The organism is Vibrio sp. SCSIO 43097, assembly GCF_023650755.1.
Taxonomy (GTDB): domain Bacteria; phylum Pseudomonadota; class Gammaproteobacteria; order Enterobacterales; family Vibrionaceae; genus Vibrio; species Vibrio alginolyticus.
On the sequence record NZ_CP071840.1, the window covers coordinates 2,953,915 to 2,970,321 of the forward strand.

General features: G+C 45.2%; 13 protein-coding genes. 1 reads left to right on the forward strand and 12 read right to left on the reverse strand.

Annotated features, from left to right (window positions below; translation table 11 throughout):
* Positions 1 to 11: 11 nt before the first annotated feature.
* The 4 genes from carA to secA form a co-directional block, all read right to left on the reverse strand.
* Positions 12 to 1,151: a glutamine-hydrolyzing carbamoyl-phosphate synthase small subunit gene (gene carA / locus J4N40_RS14240; RefSeq protein WP_017821483.1), complete on the reverse strand. Its 1,140-nt coding sequence runs from the start codon at positions 1,149 to 1,151 to the stop codon at positions 12 to 14.
* A gap of 481 nt (positions 1,152 to 1,632) precedes the next feature.
* Entirely contained in the window at positions 1,633 to 2,442 is an 810-nt protein-coding gene (gene dapB / locus J4N40_RS14245; RefSeq protein WP_005381860.1) for a 4-hydroxy-tetrahydrodipicolinate reductase, read from the reverse strand.
* A 110-nt stretch (positions 2,443 to 2,552) separates the two neighbouring features.
* A complete protein-coding gene (gene mutT, locus J4N40_RS14250; RefSeq protein WP_250654288.1) occupies positions 2,553 to 2,951 on the reverse strand; it encodes an 8-oxo-dGTP diphosphatase MutT in 399 nt (132 codons plus the stop codon).
* A 155-nt stretch (positions 2,952 to 3,106) separates the two neighbouring features.
* Complete coding sequence (gene secA / locus J4N40_RS14255; RefSeq protein WP_005381868.1) at positions 3,107 to 5,836, reverse strand: preprotein translocase subunit SecA; 2,730 nt, start codon at positions 5,834 to 5,836, stop codon at positions 3,107 to 3,109.
* Positions 5,837 to 6,243: 407 nt separating this feature from the next.
* On the opposite strand from secA, the gene J4N40_RS14260 reads away from it, so the two are divergent.
* On the forward strand, positions 6,244 to 6,702 hold the full coding sequence (locus tag J4N40_RS14260; RefSeq protein ID WP_054578503.1) for a DUF721 domain-containing protein: 459 nt from the start codon (positions 6,244 to 6,246) through the stop codon (positions 6,700 to 6,702).
* A gap of 113 nt (positions 6,703 to 6,815) precedes the next feature.
* Here the strand turns inward: J4N40_RS14260 and lpxC are convergent, their stop codons facing one another.
* From lpxC to murD, 8 genes are all read right to left on the reverse strand, one after another.
* Positions 6,816 to 7,733: a UDP-3-O-acyl-N-acetylglucosamine deacetylase gene (gene lpxC / locus J4N40_RS14265; protein ID WP_005381871.1), complete on the reverse strand. Its 918-nt coding sequence runs from the start codon at positions 7,731 to 7,733 to the stop codon at positions 6,816 to 6,818.
* 101 nt (positions 7,734 to 7,834) lie between these two features.
* On the reverse strand, positions 7,835 to 9,073 hold the full coding sequence (gene ftsZ, locus J4N40_RS14270) for a cell division protein FtsZ (protein ID WP_017633617.1): 1,239 nt from the start codon (positions 9,071 to 9,073) through the stop codon (positions 7,835 to 7,837).
* Between the two features lie 30 nt (positions 9,074 to 9,103).
* A complete protein-coding gene (ftsA, locus tag J4N40_RS14275; RefSeq protein ID WP_005372946.1) occupies positions 9,104 to 10,366 on the reverse strand; it encodes a cell division protein FtsA in 1,263 nt (420 codons plus the stop codon).
* Positions 10,359 to 11,141, reverse strand: a complete 783-nt coding sequence (locus tag J4N40_RS14280) for a cell division protein FtsQ/DivIB (RefSeq protein ID WP_005387393.1) — start codon at positions 11,139 to 11,141, stop codon at positions 10,359 to 10,361. Before J4N40_RS14280 ends, ftsA begins: the two co-directional genes overlap by 8 nt.
* Positions 11,142 to 11,333: 192 nt before the next feature.
* Entirely contained in the window at positions 11,334 to 12,791 is a 1,458-nt protein-coding gene (murC, locus tag J4N40_RS14285; RefSeq protein ID WP_064353623.1) for a UDP-N-acetylmuramate--L-alanine ligase, read from the reverse strand.
* Between the two features lie 23 nt (positions 12,792 to 12,814).
* On the reverse strand, positions 12,815 to 13,882 hold the full coding sequence (murG, locus tag J4N40_RS14290; RefSeq protein ID WP_054728485.1) for an undecaprenyldiphospho-muramoylpentapeptide beta-N-acetylglucosaminyltransferase: 1,068 nt from the start codon (positions 13,880 to 13,882) through the stop codon (positions 12,815 to 12,817).
* Entirely contained in the window at positions 13,869 to 15,065 is a 1,197-nt protein-coding gene (gene ftsW / locus J4N40_RS14295) for a cell division protein FtsW (protein WP_005372933.1), read from the reverse strand. Before ftsW ends, murG begins: the two co-directional genes overlap by 14 nt.
* A gap of 18 nt (positions 15,066 to 15,083) precedes the next feature.
* A complete protein-coding gene (murD, locus tag J4N40_RS14300; protein ID WP_033906092.1) occupies positions 15,084 to 16,397 on the reverse strand; it encodes a UDP-N-acetylmuramoyl-L-alanine--D-glutamate ligase in 1,314 nt (437 codons plus the stop codon).
* Between the last annotated feature and the right edge of the window lie 10 nt (positions 16,398 to 16,407).

A 16,407-nucleotide genomic window follows, 5' to 3' on the forward strand; every position in this document is an offset into this window, starting at 1 on the left:
ACTACTCCGAATTAAGCGCTGTGTTTTTTGATTAGTTCGATAAAGTGGTCAAATAGCGGTGCCGCGTCATGTGGACCAGGGCTCGCTTCTGGGTGACCTTGGAAGCTAAATGCTGGCTTGTCTGTGCGGTGGATACCTTGCAAAGAGCCATCAAATAGCGATACGTGAGTAGCACGTAAGTTTTCCGGTAATGTTGCTTCATCTGCCGCAAAGCCGTGGTTTTGCGAAGTGATCATCACAACGTTACGCTCTAAATCTTTTACTGGGTGGTTTGCACCGTGGTGACCAAACTTCATTTTCACCGTTTGCGCACCTGATGCTAGCGCCAGAATTTGGTGACCTAGACAAATACCAAAAATTGGCAGGCCTTTTTCTAGGAACACTTTGGTTGCTTCAATCGCGTAAGTACATGGTTCTGGGTCACCAGGGCCGTTTGATAAGAATACGCCATCTGGATTTAGTGCCAGAACTTCTTCCGCTGACGTTTCTGCAGGTACAACCGTTAAGCGGCAGCCACGGTCAACCAACATTCGTAAGATGTTGCGTTTTGCGCCGAAGTCGTAAGCGACAACGTGGTATGGCAGCTCGCTGTCATCTTTCGCCTCTGGAAGTCCACCTTCAAGCGTCCACGAACCTTGCTTCCATTGATACGCTTCTTTTGTTGTAACTTCTTTCGCAAGGTCCATTCCTTTTAAGCCTGGGAATTCTTTTGCTTTCGCTAGTGCCAAAGCTTCGTCTAGGTTGTTGCCCGCAACAATACAGCCGTTTTGAGCACCTTTTTCACGCAGGATACGAGTGAGCTTACGAGTATCGATATCAGCGATGCCAACGATATTTTGAGACTTAAGATAATCAGAGAGGGATTGTTCGTTACGGAAGTTAGAAGCGATTAGAGGAAGATCGCGAATCACAAGGCCTTGTGCATGAATGGAAGAGGATTCTTCATCTTCGGAAGTGGTTCCGGTATTGCCAATGTGAGGATAAGTGAGAGTGACGATTTGCTGAGAATAGGAAGGATCAGTGAGGATTTCTTGATACCCCGTCATCGAGGTATTAAAAACGACTTCACCAACGGAAAGACCATCTGCCCCTATGGACACTCCGCGGAACACTGTCCCATCTTCTAGGACCAACAGTGCTAATTTACCCAAGACAACCTCCAGAATAAAAATGCAAAAAAAATAAATCAAACTGCAAACATGCCTTCCTTTACCTATAAAATCTACATAAATAGGTATTTCAGACAAATTGGCGGTATTCTAAAGTTGGACTCGAAACCTGTCAACCTACAATCAAAAATAAATGATTAATTTCTAGCGAGTAAGGTCATTTTGAATCAGTAAGGCCCAAAAAGATAACTTTTACATGCTATTACATAGAGAGGCATAGAGGTTTAATGAATTTTACAAATTTGAACTTTTTAGAGATCACAAAAAAGTATGAGTTTTTCACGCAAACGTTCACCCGGCAAAAAAGACATTAGTTTTTAGACATCAAAACCAAAAACACCCACAAAACAACCAAAACAACAACAAAAGTAAGCACCAAAATACTTTCTGTTAGAATCATTTCATTTACAAATAATTCTATAGATATAAAAAAGCCGGCTACCGCCGGCGAATAATTATGTATTTAGAGTTCATTCAATCCCAAAACATCTGTCATGGTATAAAAGCCCGCTGGTTTGGCACTCAACCAAACAGCGGCCTTGACGGCGCCATTAGCAAACGTCATACGATCGGTCGCTTTGTGCGTTATCTCCACTCGTTCCCCGATATCAGCAAACATGGCTGTGTGCTCACCGACAATATCGCCAGCGCGAATTGTAGCAAAGCCGATCTCATCTTTAGTACGTTCACCAGTGATACCTTCTCGCGCATAGACAGCTACATCATTCAGCTTGTTGCCCATCGCACCAGCAATGGCTTCGCCCATCCCGATAGCGGTACCAGAAGGAGCATCAACTTTATGACGATGATGTGCTTCGACAATCTCAACATCACAGTAGTCGCCCATCACTTTGGCTGCTTTCTCAAGAAGCTTAAATACTAGGTTCACACCAACAGAGTAGTTAGGAGCCATGACAACAGGCACTTGCTTAGCGGCTTCGTCAATCAGTTCACGCTCTGCATCACTGAAACCAGTCGTCCCAATCACAATACTCTTTCCATGCTTCTTACACAGTTCAAGATTCGCCAACGTACTTACTGGAGCAGTAAAATCGATGATTACATCAAAATTATCGACGTCTTTAGCAAGATCATCCGTTAAGAACACATCGAATTTACCTTCACCACAAAGTTCACCGATATCGACACCGACAAGTGAGGACTCAGGTCGTTCTGATCCCGCGCTCACTGTCGCCTCTGGATTAAGGTGTGAAGCTTTAACCAAATTACGGCCCATTCGGCCTGCTGCTCCTGCGATTGCAATACGAACCATTGCGCTTTCTCTCCTTCTCTGGATAACGAGGTTTGCTCTCGTTCTCTCGTTTCGCTTAATCTGTTTAAACTAACAACATACCGTGGTTACCACAAGCAAGTTCATCAGGCTTAAGCGAACTCTTTTACGACACGCTCCAAGATAGGCACGTTCGCTTCAGGAAAGGCATAGTTACCCAATTCTCTTATCTCAACCCAGCGACCTTCTTGACCTTCTCGGCCGTAAGGCTCATTACTGAACTTAGATACCGTAATAAAATCAAACTTAAGTGATTTGTCTGGATAGTCATATTCCAAATGCTCGAAAAGGGCTTGCTCAGTAACTTCAATTCCTACTTCTTCTCCAAGTTCTCTTGCTAGAGCATGTTCAATACTTTCTCCTGACTCGACTTTCCCGCCGGGAAACTCCCAAAACCCGCCTTTATGCTTGTCGTCTGGACGCTTTGTAATAAAAATTTTTGATTTGTCTTGGTTAAAAATAATAGCCGCGACTATGTGAATTCTTTTCATAGGGGTTCCTAACTCTCAAGCCGTTACGCTTCAACGGTCTTTGCATCTCTAAAACTATCCGATGCTATCAAAACTTATGAAATTCGACAGCCACAGAATTTGCTTAAAAAAAGAGCCGCCTAGGCGACTCTTTAAAAAATTATCTGACTAATACGTTAGTCGATTTTGCCGTGGCACTGTTTATACTTCTTACCACTACCACAAGGGCAAGGCTCATTGCGACCTACTTTACGTTCATCACGTACCATTGGCTGACTTGAACCTTCTTCAGATTCTTCACCTTCAGAAAGAGGGTTTTGTGCTGCTGCGTGTTGCGCTTGAGCACGACGAGCGGCCTCTTCAGCTTGCGCACGACGTTGCTCTTCCATACGTTCAACTTCTTCTTGTTGCTGAACTCGAACGCGAGATAGAACAGTAATCACATCAGTTTTCAGCGCTTCTAGTAGACCTTCAAACAGTTCAAACGATTCACGCTTGTATTCCTGTTTCGGGTTCTTCTGCGCATAGCCGCGTAAGTGAATACCCTGACGCAAGTGATCCATTGCTGCCAAGTGCTCTTTCCAAAGCGTATCCAGAGTTTGAAGCATAACCGATTTCTCGAAGTTACGAAGCACTTGGGCACCCACCACTTCCTCTTTCTCTTTGTACACTTCAACGGCTAGATTGATGATCTTCTCGCGTAGCGCCTCTTCGTAAAGCTTATCGTCTTCTTCAAGCCATTGCTTCACTGGCGCATCAAGATCGAAGTCTGCTTTCAAGCGCTCTTGTAGACCTTCAACGTCCCACATATCTTCTAGTGATTGTGGCGGGATGTACTCATCAATAACCGCGGTTAGCACATCTTCACGGTTTTGCTCGATCATACCGCTGATGTCTTCAACGTTCATCAATTCGTCGCGCAGCTCGTAGACAACCTTACGCTGATCGTTCGCCACATCATCGTATTCTAGTAGCTGCTTACGGATATCAAAGTTACGGCCTTCCACTTTGCGCTGTGCTTTTTCAATTGAGCGAGAAAGCATTTTCGATTCAATAGCTTCACCTTCTTCCATACCACTTTGAATAAGGCTCGCCATACGATCAGAAGTGAAAATACGTAACAAAGAGTCTTCCATAGATAGGTAGAAGCGCGATGAACCCGCATCACCTTGACGACCAGAACGACCACGTAGCTGGTTATCAATACGGCGAGATTCGTGGCGCTCAGTACCAATGATGTGTAGACCACCAGCATCTAGTACTTGATCATGTACCACTTTCCACTCTGCTTTAATCGCATCGATTTGTTCTTGAGTTGGGTTCTCCAAAGCTTCCACTTTTGATTGCCAACTACCGCCAAGCACAATATCCGTACCACGACCGGCCATGTTGGTCGCGATAGTTACCGCACCCGGCATACCCGCTTCAGCAACAATTTCCGCTTCCTTCTCATGGAATTTCGCATTCAATACGTTGTGTTTGATCTTCGCTTTCTTCAAGGCGTTGGAGAGTAGTTCTGATTTTTCAATCGATACGGTACCAACCAATGTTGGCTGACCTTTCGCAACGCGCTCTTTGATATCTTCAATGATTGCAGCAAACTTCTCAGCTTCGGTACGGTACACCACATCCGGCATATCGTTACGAATCATTGGTTTGTTGGTTGGGATAACCACCGTTTCCAAGCCATAAATAGATTGGAACTCAAACGCTTCAGTATCCGCAGTACCTGTCATACCAGACAGTTTTTCGTATAAGCGGAAGTAGTTCTGGAAGGTAATCGAAGCCAAAGTTTGGTTTTCGTTTTGAATCTTAACGCCTTCTTTCGCTTCTACTGCTTGGTGAAGACCTTCAGACCAACGACGACCTGGCATTGTACGACCAGTATGTTCATCAACAATTACTACTTCACCTTCGTCAGTAACGATGTAATCAACGTTGCGCTCAAACAACACATGAGCACGCAAAGCGGCATTCACGTGATGTAACATGCTGATGTTAGTCGGAGAGTAAAGTGTGTCACCCTCTTCCATAAGACCATTTTTCACCAACAGTTCTTCAACGTACTCTTGGCCCGTTTCTGTGAGGTATACTTGCTTTGATTTCTCATCAACAGTGTAGTGACCATCACCACGATATTCTTCAGAGTCTTCTTTGTCTTGCTTTTTAAGATGCGGGATCAAAAGGTTGATTCGGGTGTATAGCTCAGAGCTATCTTCAGCAGGACCAGAAATGATTAAAGGGGTACGAGCTTCATCAATTAGGATTGAGTCCACCTCATCGACAACTGCAAAGAAGCGTTCACGTTGTACGCGATCTTCGCTACGGAAAGCCATATTGTCACGAAGGTAGTCAAAACCAAATTCATTGTTCGTTCCGTACAAGATGTCAGCTTGGTACGCTTCTTTTTTCTCTTGAGGAGGCATGTTTGGCACGTTTACGCCAACAGTCATACCTAAAAATTCAAATAGAGGGCGGTTTGTCTCTGCATCACGTTTAGCTAGATAATCGTTCACTGTTACAATGTGAACGCCTTTACCAGCCAGGGCATTTAGGTAAGCAGGAAGCGTTGCCGTCAGCGTTTTACCTTCACCCGTACGCATTTCAGCGATTTGACCCGCATTTAGAACCATACCACCGATAAGCTGGACGTCGAAGTGGCGCATACCGTAGACACGCTTAGATGCTTCACGAACCGTAGCAAAAGCTTCTGGAAGTAGTTTATCAAGAGTTTCACCCTTCTCTAGGCGCTCACGGAATTCAACCGTCTTTGCTTTTAACTCTTCGTCACTTAGAGCTTCGAATGTTGGCTCAAAGTTATTAATTTCTTTTACAATTTTTCTAAGGCGGCGCAGTGTTCGGTCGTTGCGACTGCCAATCACTTTTGTCAGTAGCTTAGTTATCATTTTTCGTGAATCTCTCTTTATTCAGACCGTTCCCGATCTACTCATAATGCCTTCAGTCTCTGCCAGTTTGGAACTAAGAATACTGAGATAAATCATTTATCAAAGATATTGAGTTCAAACATCCATATTTCAAGGCTAAGTTTTGAAACAATGTGGCTTAGTGTAAGGATTTTTAATCGATACAACCATAAATAGACGTATTTGTTTGAAGCACTCTGAAGTTTTTACTTAAAGTGGTGACTGATTAGCCGATATTGCATACCGCAATATGTGTAATCCATCCAGAGCAAACTTTGCTTTTTACCTTGCTACATTGTAAAACTGAAGCTAAAGACGTTAATGTAAACTATACCTTGATAGAAAGCTGCTCTAGAATAGCTATATCTCAACAAAATTAGATTTTACCTATGCGTGATCACCGTCCAACCTCGACTGAAGATGTTATTGCTGAGTCACAGTTCAAGCAGATTCAAGAACATGCTGGAGAAATCTTACAGCTTAACCAAGCTTTGCAAGAGATCTTACCCATGGGGACGGCCGATCATTGCCGAGTAGCGAATGTTCGTAACGGCCATCTATTGATCGATGTCTCTAGTGCCGCAATCAAAATGAAGATCGATTACGATCGCCTCATGATCCTAAATAAACTTCGTACTCAAGGCTTTGCCAAGCTGATGAGCGTTGAAGTGAGGATCAATCCTTCACTATATAGAAACCGCTTTCAACAAGACGACAGACCTAAGCGTCCACCACTAACAGAATCTGCAGCAAAGTCATTAATGACGATTGCCGACATGGCGCCACCTAAAATTCAAGAGCGTTTAAAACGATTAGCCGATATGGCAGAAAAGGAAGATCGTAAGTGAACGTTATTTCAATATGCTGAAAGCTTGAATGTTATTGATAAGTAGAAGATTAAAGCCAAATAGCAAAAAACCAGGCATAAGCCTGGTTTTTTATTAATTCTAATGCCAAGTATTTACGCAAGCACCATATTTGGTTCTGCGAATGCTACTGGTGAGCCGACTTCTTCTTCGAATGTAGTCCACTCCCACGCTTCCTGATCTGCAAGAACAGCACGTAACAGTTGGTTATTTAAACCGTGGCCAGATTTAAAGGCACGGAATTCACCAATGATTGGGTGGCCACACATGTAAAGGTCACCAATCGCATCCAACACTTTGTGAGTCACAAACTCATTTTCAAAGCGTAGACCTTCTTCATTAAGAATACGGTAATCATCCAAAACGATAGCATTGTCAAAACTACCACCCAAAACTAGGTTTTGAGATTGTAGATATTCGATATCACGCATAAAGCCAAACGTACGTGCTCGAGAAATCTCACGAACAAAGCCTTTTGACGAGAAATCAAACAGCAAACGTTGCTCGTCTGATTCAATCGCTGGGTGATTAAACTCAATTTCGAAGTCCATACGGAAGCCGTTAAATGGTACAAATTCTGCCCATTTATCACCATCTTCAAAACGAACTGGCTTTTTGATACGGATGAAGCGTTTTGGCGCATTTTGCGTTTCGATACCTGCTTGTTGTAGCAAGTATACAAATGGGCTTGCACTACCATCCATGATCGGAATTTCAGGTGCGTCTACTTCGACAACAATGTTATCGATGCCCATACCAGCAAGTGCCGCATTCAAGTGCTCAACAGTTGAAATACGCACACCTTCATCGTTTACCAATGCAGTACAAAGCATGGTGTCACGAACTGAAGCTGGATCAGCTGGAAAATCTACAGGTGGATTTACATCTGTACGACGGTAAATGATACCTGTATTTGCAGCAGCCGGGCGCAGAGTAAGTGTGACTTTACGACCAGAGTGGAGACCCACACCAGTTGTTTTCACTATTTCTTTCAGAGTACGTTGTCTGATCATCTGCTTGCCTCTCAAAAATTTGCTACAAAACACGGCCGTCTGTAACGTCGACCGTGAATGCTACCATAATTTTGAGCCATGTCAAATTTATGGGTTAAAGATTAATCAGCCTGACGACGCAAAAATGCCGGTATATCTAAATAACCACTTTCCTTTTCTTGCTTTGGAGCCGCAGAACTTTGGCTCGACGAAGCTGGAGAAGAAGGAGCAGTGTTTGTCGGCTGAGGAGTTACCTGTGGCTTCTCTTGCACTTGATTATTTTGCAAGGTCTGTGCCGGTTTTTCTTCAGCTTGCGTTGCCGCTGCTTGTTGCTGTGGTTGAGCTTGCGGCGTCGGTGCCACTTTCGCTTTACCACCCGCAACTAGCGTGATATCTGGCTTTTTCTCATTACCAATACCTGTCGCTACAACTGTTACGCGGATTTCGTCAGTCATATCAGGGTCTAGAGAAGTACCGATAACAACAGTCGCATTGTCAGAAGCGAATGCCTTCACTGTATTACCAACCGTCTCAAACTCGTCAAGACGCATATCCAGACCAGCAGTAATATTGACAAGAACACCACGAGCGCCCGCTAGATCGATGTCTTCCAGAAGTGGGCTAGAAATTGCCATTTCAGCCGCTTCTTCAGCACGGTCTTCACCTTTGGCGATGCCGCTACCCATCATTGCGTGACCCATTTCAGACATTACAGTTCTTACGTCCGCAAAGTCGACGTTGATCATGCCAGGGCGAGTAATTAGCTCAGCAATACCTTGAACGGCATTCTTAAGAACATCGTTAGCGCTTGCAAAAGCTTCTAGTAGTGTTACACCACGACCAAGTACTTTAAGTAGCTTTTCGTTTGGAATCGTGATCAAAGAGTCAACATGCTTAGAGAGCTCATCGATACCTTGCTCAGCAAATGCCAAACGCTTTTTACCTTCAAAACTAAACGGTTTAGTTACTACCGCTACTGTTAGAATGCCAAGCTCTTTAGCCACTTCAGCAATAACAGGCGCTGCACCAGTACCGGTACCGCCACCCATACCAGCTGCGATAAACACCATATCGGCGCCAGTCAGGGAATCTTTAATTCGATCTCTGTCTTCGAGAGCTGCGTCACGGCCAACCTGTGGATTAGCACCTGCACCCAGACCTTTAGTGATATCACCACCGATCTGAATAACATTGCCAACGCTTGTCTTACGAAGTGCTTGCGCATCAGTGTTGACGCTGATGAATTCCACACCTTCGATGGATTCACGCACCATGTGTTCAACGGCGTTACCACCGCCGCCACCAACCCCAACGACCTTGATTACTGCATCGTCAGACATTTCCATCATCGGTTCAAACATGTGTTGTCTCCGTTTATCCTGCAACTCAGGTTAAAACTCTTTTTGTATCCAGTTACGCAATTTATCGAAAAAGCCAGTTACAGATGAGCGTTTAGGTTCATTATAATCGCTATCGTCGCTAGACTGCATGTCTCTTGCGTAATGAAGTAATCCAACTGCCGTAGAATGGTACGGCTCTTTTACATAGTCAGTTAATCCGCTGACTTCGAGCGGTTTGCCGACCCTTACTTGATTGCGGAATACGCGTTCCGCACATTCTACCACTCCGTCCATTTGCGCAGCACCGCCGGTGAGTACAACTCCCGCAGCCAGATGGTGCTTGATACCCTCTTCGCGCAATTTTGCTTGTACAGAGTCGATAGTTTGGTTAACCAGTCCCATAAGCTCAGAGTAGCGTGGCTCAATCACTTCTGACAACGTTTGACGTTGCAGGCTACGTGATGGTCGTCCACCTACGCTTGGTACATTAACCGTGTCATCCTTACTGACCAGTTCACTCAAAGCACAGCCATATTTGACTTTTATTTCTTCAGCATCGCTCACTGGCGTACCAAAAGCAAAAGCAATATCACTGGTTACAGCATTTCCTGCGTACGAAAATACTTCTGTGTGACGTAACGCACCGCCAGTCCAGATGGCCACATCCATCGTGCCGGCGCCAATATCAACCACACAAACTCCAAGCTCTCTTTCATCCTCGGTGATTACTGCATTACTAGCAGCAAGCCCAGAAAATACGAGTTGTTCTACTTTAAGGCCGCAGCGTTCTACCGCCTTAATAATATTGCGTGCCATGTCATTATGGCATGAGATAAGGTGGACACTCACTTCCATTCTTACCCCAGATAAACCAAGCGGATTTTTGATTCCTTCTTGGTAATCAATGGTGAACTCTTGCGGGATCACATGAAGAATTCGCTGTTCATCACCGATTTTAATCGATTTTGCGGTATGGATAGCGCGATCCATGTCTTCTTGAGACACCTCTTCATCAGAAATCGTGCCCATACCTTTTTCAATTCGGCTTGCGATATGCTTACCAGACAACGAAATGAAGACTCGACTGATCTGGCACTCTGCCATTAATTCAGCTTGATCAATTGCACGTTGTACTGATTTTACAACCGACTCCAAATCATTCACGCCACCTTTATCCATGCCGCGTGAGGGGCTACTACCTGCGCCAATAATATTAATTTGACCGTCTGGTAAAACCTCACCCACTAGAGCCGATACGGTTGCAGTGCCTATATCAAGACCAACAATAATGTTGTCATCAGCGGCCTTAGTCATCTGTACTCTCTTCTAACTCTTGTTCAGGAAACCAACCAACTGCGGCTCCTGTATCGTACCTAAGATCGATATAACTGATTCTTTGCGTGTCACTGCCAAGCTTGTTATAGAGCTTAAAAAAGCGCTCTATACGCTCAAGAAGAGACTCTTTTCCGAGCTCTAATCGAATACCGTTATCAAGGATGATTTGCCAAGCTCGTCGCTCGTTTAATACCAGAGACGATATCGCTAAACCCAATTGCTGAAACTTAGGACTCAAATCACGGTAAGTCTGTAAGACTTCCGGTCCGCTATCTTTGGGTCCGTACAGCTTCACTTTTTCTTCTTGCAACAGAGCAACATCTCCATCAAAAACGAACCCGTTTTTATCTAACAGTTCGTTGCCATTCCAAATGGCTTCTGGTTGATGCTCCGTCAAAAAAACTTTTACTGTATCCGGCCACTGCTTTCGGATTGCGGCATGCGCTACCCATGGCAGAGCTTCGACACTTTGCTGTAATACATCAATATCCTGAGACATAAATGTACCGATGTGATCAATTCGACTAAATGCAGCCTGCACATCGTCAGCTTGGACATACTCCAGTTTCCCCTGAAGTACTATTTTGGAGAGAGGTAACCTTTGGTCATCCCACATCCAACTGATCGCCGCGTACAAAACAGAACTAATTAAAGTCACAACCACAACGAAAAATAACGCACCCAAGATTTTTTCTTGGCGACCACGGTTGTTACCCGTGTTTGGTCGCTCGTCATTCAGTGCAATATTCAACAACGTCTTCGTTTCCTGACTTTTGTCGTGTACTTTTTACCCATATAATTACGCAGAGGTAAAAGTCTTGACTTTAACCTTGGGATTATACTGAGCTCTTGTAAACTATCAAACACTGATAGCAATAAATCACAATGATATTGACGCAAAATCGAGATCTGAGTCTTTATCTGTCCTTCGCATCAACAATATGTGTCAGCCAAGCATCTTGTTTATATTCAATTTAAGACCTGCCAGCTGTTTCGCCACTTTACCAATATCACCCGCACCTTGCGTTAAGATTAGGTCGCCGTCTTGTATAACGTTAGCTAAAACTGAAGGTAATTGCTCGATTTCTGGAACAAAAATCGGATCTACCTTGCCTCGGCTGCGAATTGTGCGACATAAAGCGCGCCCATCAGCACCTGCAATCTGCTTTTCACCCGCTGCGTAAACATCCAGCATGATCAATACATCCACCTGTTCAAGCACATTCGCGAAATCATCGTATAAATCACGAGTACGGCTATAACGGTGCGGTTGGAAAATCATCACCAAACGCTTGTCTTGCCAACCACTGCGTGCTGCATTAATGGTTACATCCACTTCTGTTGGATGATGGCCGTAATCATCAACAAGCATTGCATGGCCGTTGCCAGTATCAAACTCGCCAAGGTGATCAAAACGTCTTCCCGTACCTTGCGTACCAGCCATTGCCTTTAGGATCGCATCGTCTTCAATGTCATCTTCAGTAGCAACCGCAATCGCAGCAGACGCATTCAATGCATTGTGACGACCTGGAATATTCAGCGTGATATCTAAGTTAGCTCGCCCTTTACGTACTACCGTAAATTTGCCTTGCTGCCCCTCTTGACGATAATCTTCAATACGTACGTCGGCATCTTCAGAAAAACCGTAAGTTATCACTTGACGACTAATACGTGGGATTAACTCTCGAACCACAGGATCATCAATGCAAACAATTGCTTGGCCGTAAAACGGTAGATTATGAAGGAAATCGATGAAGGTTTGCTTTAAGGTTTCAAAGTCACCACCATAGGTATCCATATGATCGGCTTCGATATTGGTAACAATGCTCACCATTGGTTGCAAGTGCAGGAATGACGCGTCACTTTCATCTGCCTCTGCAATTAGAATACGACTCGAGCCTAGACGCGCATTTGTACCTGCGCTTTTCACCAAACCGCCATTCACAAACGTTGGATCAAGACCGGCTTCAGAATAGATTTGAGTGACAAGAGCGGTCGTCGTGGTTTTACCGTGTGTACCCGCAACGGCAATACCGTGACGGAATCGCATCAATTCAGCCAACATCTCTGCGCGGCGTACAATAGGGATGCGTAATTCACGTGCCGCCATCACTTCTGGGTTTTCTTCGTTGATCGCCGTTGACACAACAACCACACTTGCTTTTTCTACATTACTGGCTTGATGACCAATAAATACCGTCGCACCTTTTGATACCAAACGCTCTGTCACAGCGTTCTCTGATAGATCAGAACCTGTGATTTGGTAGCCTTCGTTCAACAGCACTTCTGCAATGCCGCTCATGCCCGCACCACCAATACCGATGAAGTGGATGGATTTCACGCGGCGCATCTCTGGCACCATTGCGCGAATCTGAGCTAAGTCTTGTGTATGTTGGATTGTCATCAATTCTATTCTCAATAATTCGGTTAACGCTTTTCGGTCAAAGCGACAATGGCTTGTGCGACAACTCGGTCAGCATTCAATTTTGCAGCGCCACGCGCTTGCTCAGCCATTGTAAGTAAAGCTTGGCGATCCAATTGTTGGATCTGCTGAGTCAGAGACTCAACGGTTAAATCTGGTTGTTCAATCATTTTCGCCGCGCCGCAATCCACCAAGTGGTCTGCATTAAGTGCTTGCTGGCGGTCTTTGTGCATGAATGGAACAAAAATAGCGCCTACACCTGCCGCCGAGACTTCAGAAACGGTTAACGCTCCAGAGCGACAAACTAAAAGGTCAGCCCATGCGTAAGCTTCTGCAACGTCATCAATGAATTCCATTACTTCTGTATTTACCACACCATTAGCTTGGTATGCTGCATTCACTTCTTCGGCGGCACCTTTGCCCGCTTGATGACGAATACAGTAATCTTCGCCCAATTTCGACATCACTTCTGGCAGAGTTTGGTTAAGAATACGTGCGCCTTGGCTGCCACCCATCACCAAAATGCGAATTGGACCTTGGCGCTCTTGCATGCGCTCAGTTGGCGCTGCTAATTGAGTCACGTCTTCACGAACTGGGTTCCCAACCACTTCGGCATTTGGAAAAGCGCCTGGGAAAGCCTGAAAAACCTTCTTAGCGATTTTCGATAACCATTGGTTCGTTAAACCTGCTACTGCATTTTGTTCATGCAGAACAACAGGAATGCCACTCATCCAAGCGGCAATACCGCCCGGGCCGCTAACATAACCGCCCATACCAAGCACTGCGTCTGGCTGCCAGCGTTTCATGTGAGCACGAGCCTGCATAATGGCATTGATAATTTGAAATGGTGCTGCAAGAAGACGTTTAACGCCTTGACCTCGTAACCCTTTCACTTTGATAAAGTCGATTTCAATGCCATGTTTTGGCACCAAATCCGCTTCCATTCGATCCGCCGTACCTAACCAACGGATCTCCCAACCTTGCTCTTGAAGCTGTTTTGCTACCGCCAAACCTGGGAATACGTGACCGCCAGTACCACCAGCCATCACCATCAAACGTTTATTTTGTTTCATTAGCTTGTTGTTCTGATTGTTGTTGCTCGCGTTTCAAGCGGCATTCGTAATCGATACGCAGTAGTATGGACACTGCGACGGACATAATTATTAGACTAGAACCACCATAACTGATGAGTGGAAGTGTTAAACCTTTAGTTGGAACAATACCGGCGGCAGCTCCAACATTAACCAAGGTTTGAAACGCAAACCAAATACCAATTCCGAAAGCCAGATAACCTCCGAACATTTCGCCTTCTTCAAATGCACGCTTGCCGATGTAAACCGCTTTTAGCACCAAGCTAAAAATCAGCATTAAGACCAGCACTACGCCTACGAAACCAAGCTCTTCAGCAAGTACGGCAAACACAAAGTCGGTATGCGCTTCCGGTAGATATTCCAGTTTTTGAATTGAATTACCGAGACCTTGTCCGAACCATTCACCACGACCAAACGCCATCAAAGACTGAGTCAACTGATAGCCACTGCCAAATGGATCTTCCCACGGGTCAAGGAAGGAGGTTACTCGTCGCATACGGTATGGCTCGACGAGAATCAAACCTACTACAGCGCCGATACCTGCCACCATCAAGGCGAGAAACTGGGTTAGTTTTGCACCTGCGATAAAAAGCATGCCAAACAGCGTGACCAGCATCACGACGACCGTCCCCAAGTCTGGCTGACCAAGTAGTAATACTGCGAAGAAGGCAAACACCATGATTGGCTTCATAAAGCCACCAAAGAACGTTTGTCGTACTTCGTCTTGCTTTCGAACTAAGTAACCAGACATGAAGATAAACAGCGATAGCTTCGCGACTTCCGCTGGCTGCAGGTTAAACAGCCCAAGGGGAATCCAACGAGACGCACCATTAACCGACTTACCCGCCAAGAGCACGATGATCAACAGTGCGAAAGAAGCCCAAAGTAAGTAATGGCTCTTCTTAAACCACTCTTGCAAAGGCACTTGCAAAATAACAGCGGAGGTCCCTAACGCCAGCACGAGAAACGTCGCATGACGAAACATAAAGTGGAACGGCTGTTCCGTTAATCGAGAGCTGATTGGAAATGATGCAGAGGTTACCATGACCAAACCAGTCAACATCAAACCCAGTGCAATCCACACTAACTGACGATCAAACATCGCCTCTGGGGCTGGATGCTTGAGCCAATTGCCAATACTGCGTTTAACGTTACCTAAACCCACGAAGTGTGTAACCTTTAATTATGCATATTTCTGAGCAAGAGCAGCGAAAGCATCACCTCTTGCCATAAAGTTGTCGAATTGATCAAAGCTAGCACATGCAGGAGACAGCATCACCATATCACCTGGTTTTAACTGCGAAGATACTTGTTGAATCACATCTTCCATAGTGTCGAAACGTATTGCAGATTCATGCAGTGGCATAAATTCATCGCCATCAGCGCCAAAGCAACACAGTTGCAAGTTAAGCGTCGCGAAGATCGGTTTTAATGGCGAGAAGTCAGCACCTTTGCCAACACCACCAACGAGTAAGTAGAGCTTGCCTGTCGATTCCAAACCAGATAGCGCAGCCATAGTGCTGGCAATATTAGTTGCTTTAGAGTCATTCACCCATTTGACGCCTTGATTATCCGCAACCACCTGGCATCGGTGTGTCAGTCCCGTGTAATTTTTAAGTGCATTCAATGCTTTGTGATAGTTTACGTCCGCAGCTTTTAATAGCGCTAAAGCAACCAGAGCGTTAGATAAGTTGTGCTTACCAACCAACTTAAGCTCATCACTTGCGACAACTCGTTGACCGTGATCGAGCAGCCAAGTACGGTTGCCATCCACCTCGAGACCAAAGTCCTGATTGTCGCTGCCAAATGTCACCAATGGCATCTCTGCGTCTGGGAAGGTTTCTTGATCATCACGGTTCACGACTGCAAGAGCAGCATGGTTAAAAATACGCAACTTAGCTTGTCGATAGTCAGACATGCCTTGATAACGATCCATATGATCTTCAGAAAGATTCAGAAACGCAGCGGCTTTGAGCTTTAAGCTTGACGTCGTTTCTAACTGGAAGCTCGAGAGTTCGAGTACATATAGGTCTGCGTCTTGTTCTAACAAATCCAGAGCAGGCACACCGATGTTACCACCAACGCCAACATCCAAACCTGCAGCGTTAGCCATCACACCTGTGAGGTCGGTTACTGTGCTCTTACCGTTTGAGCCCGTAATCGCAATCACCGGTTTCTGCACCGCCCAAGCGAATAACTCGATATCACCTACTACTGCCGTACCTTTTGCTAACACGGCTTGGATCTCTGGTGTCGCTAGCGCAATACCAGGGTTGGTCACGATAAGATCCGCGTCAGAAAGCCAGTCTGTATTCCAACCACCACTATGCAGTTGAACATCTTCCGGCAAGCGCTCTGCACCCGGAGGGTTTACGCGAGTATCAATGACTTTGACCACAAGCTGTGGCTGATTTTTTCTTAGGTGTTTAACGACAGAGAGCCCGGTAATACCGAGCCCTACGACGACAACACTATGTATGTTTTGCCAACGTTCCATATTTGATCAC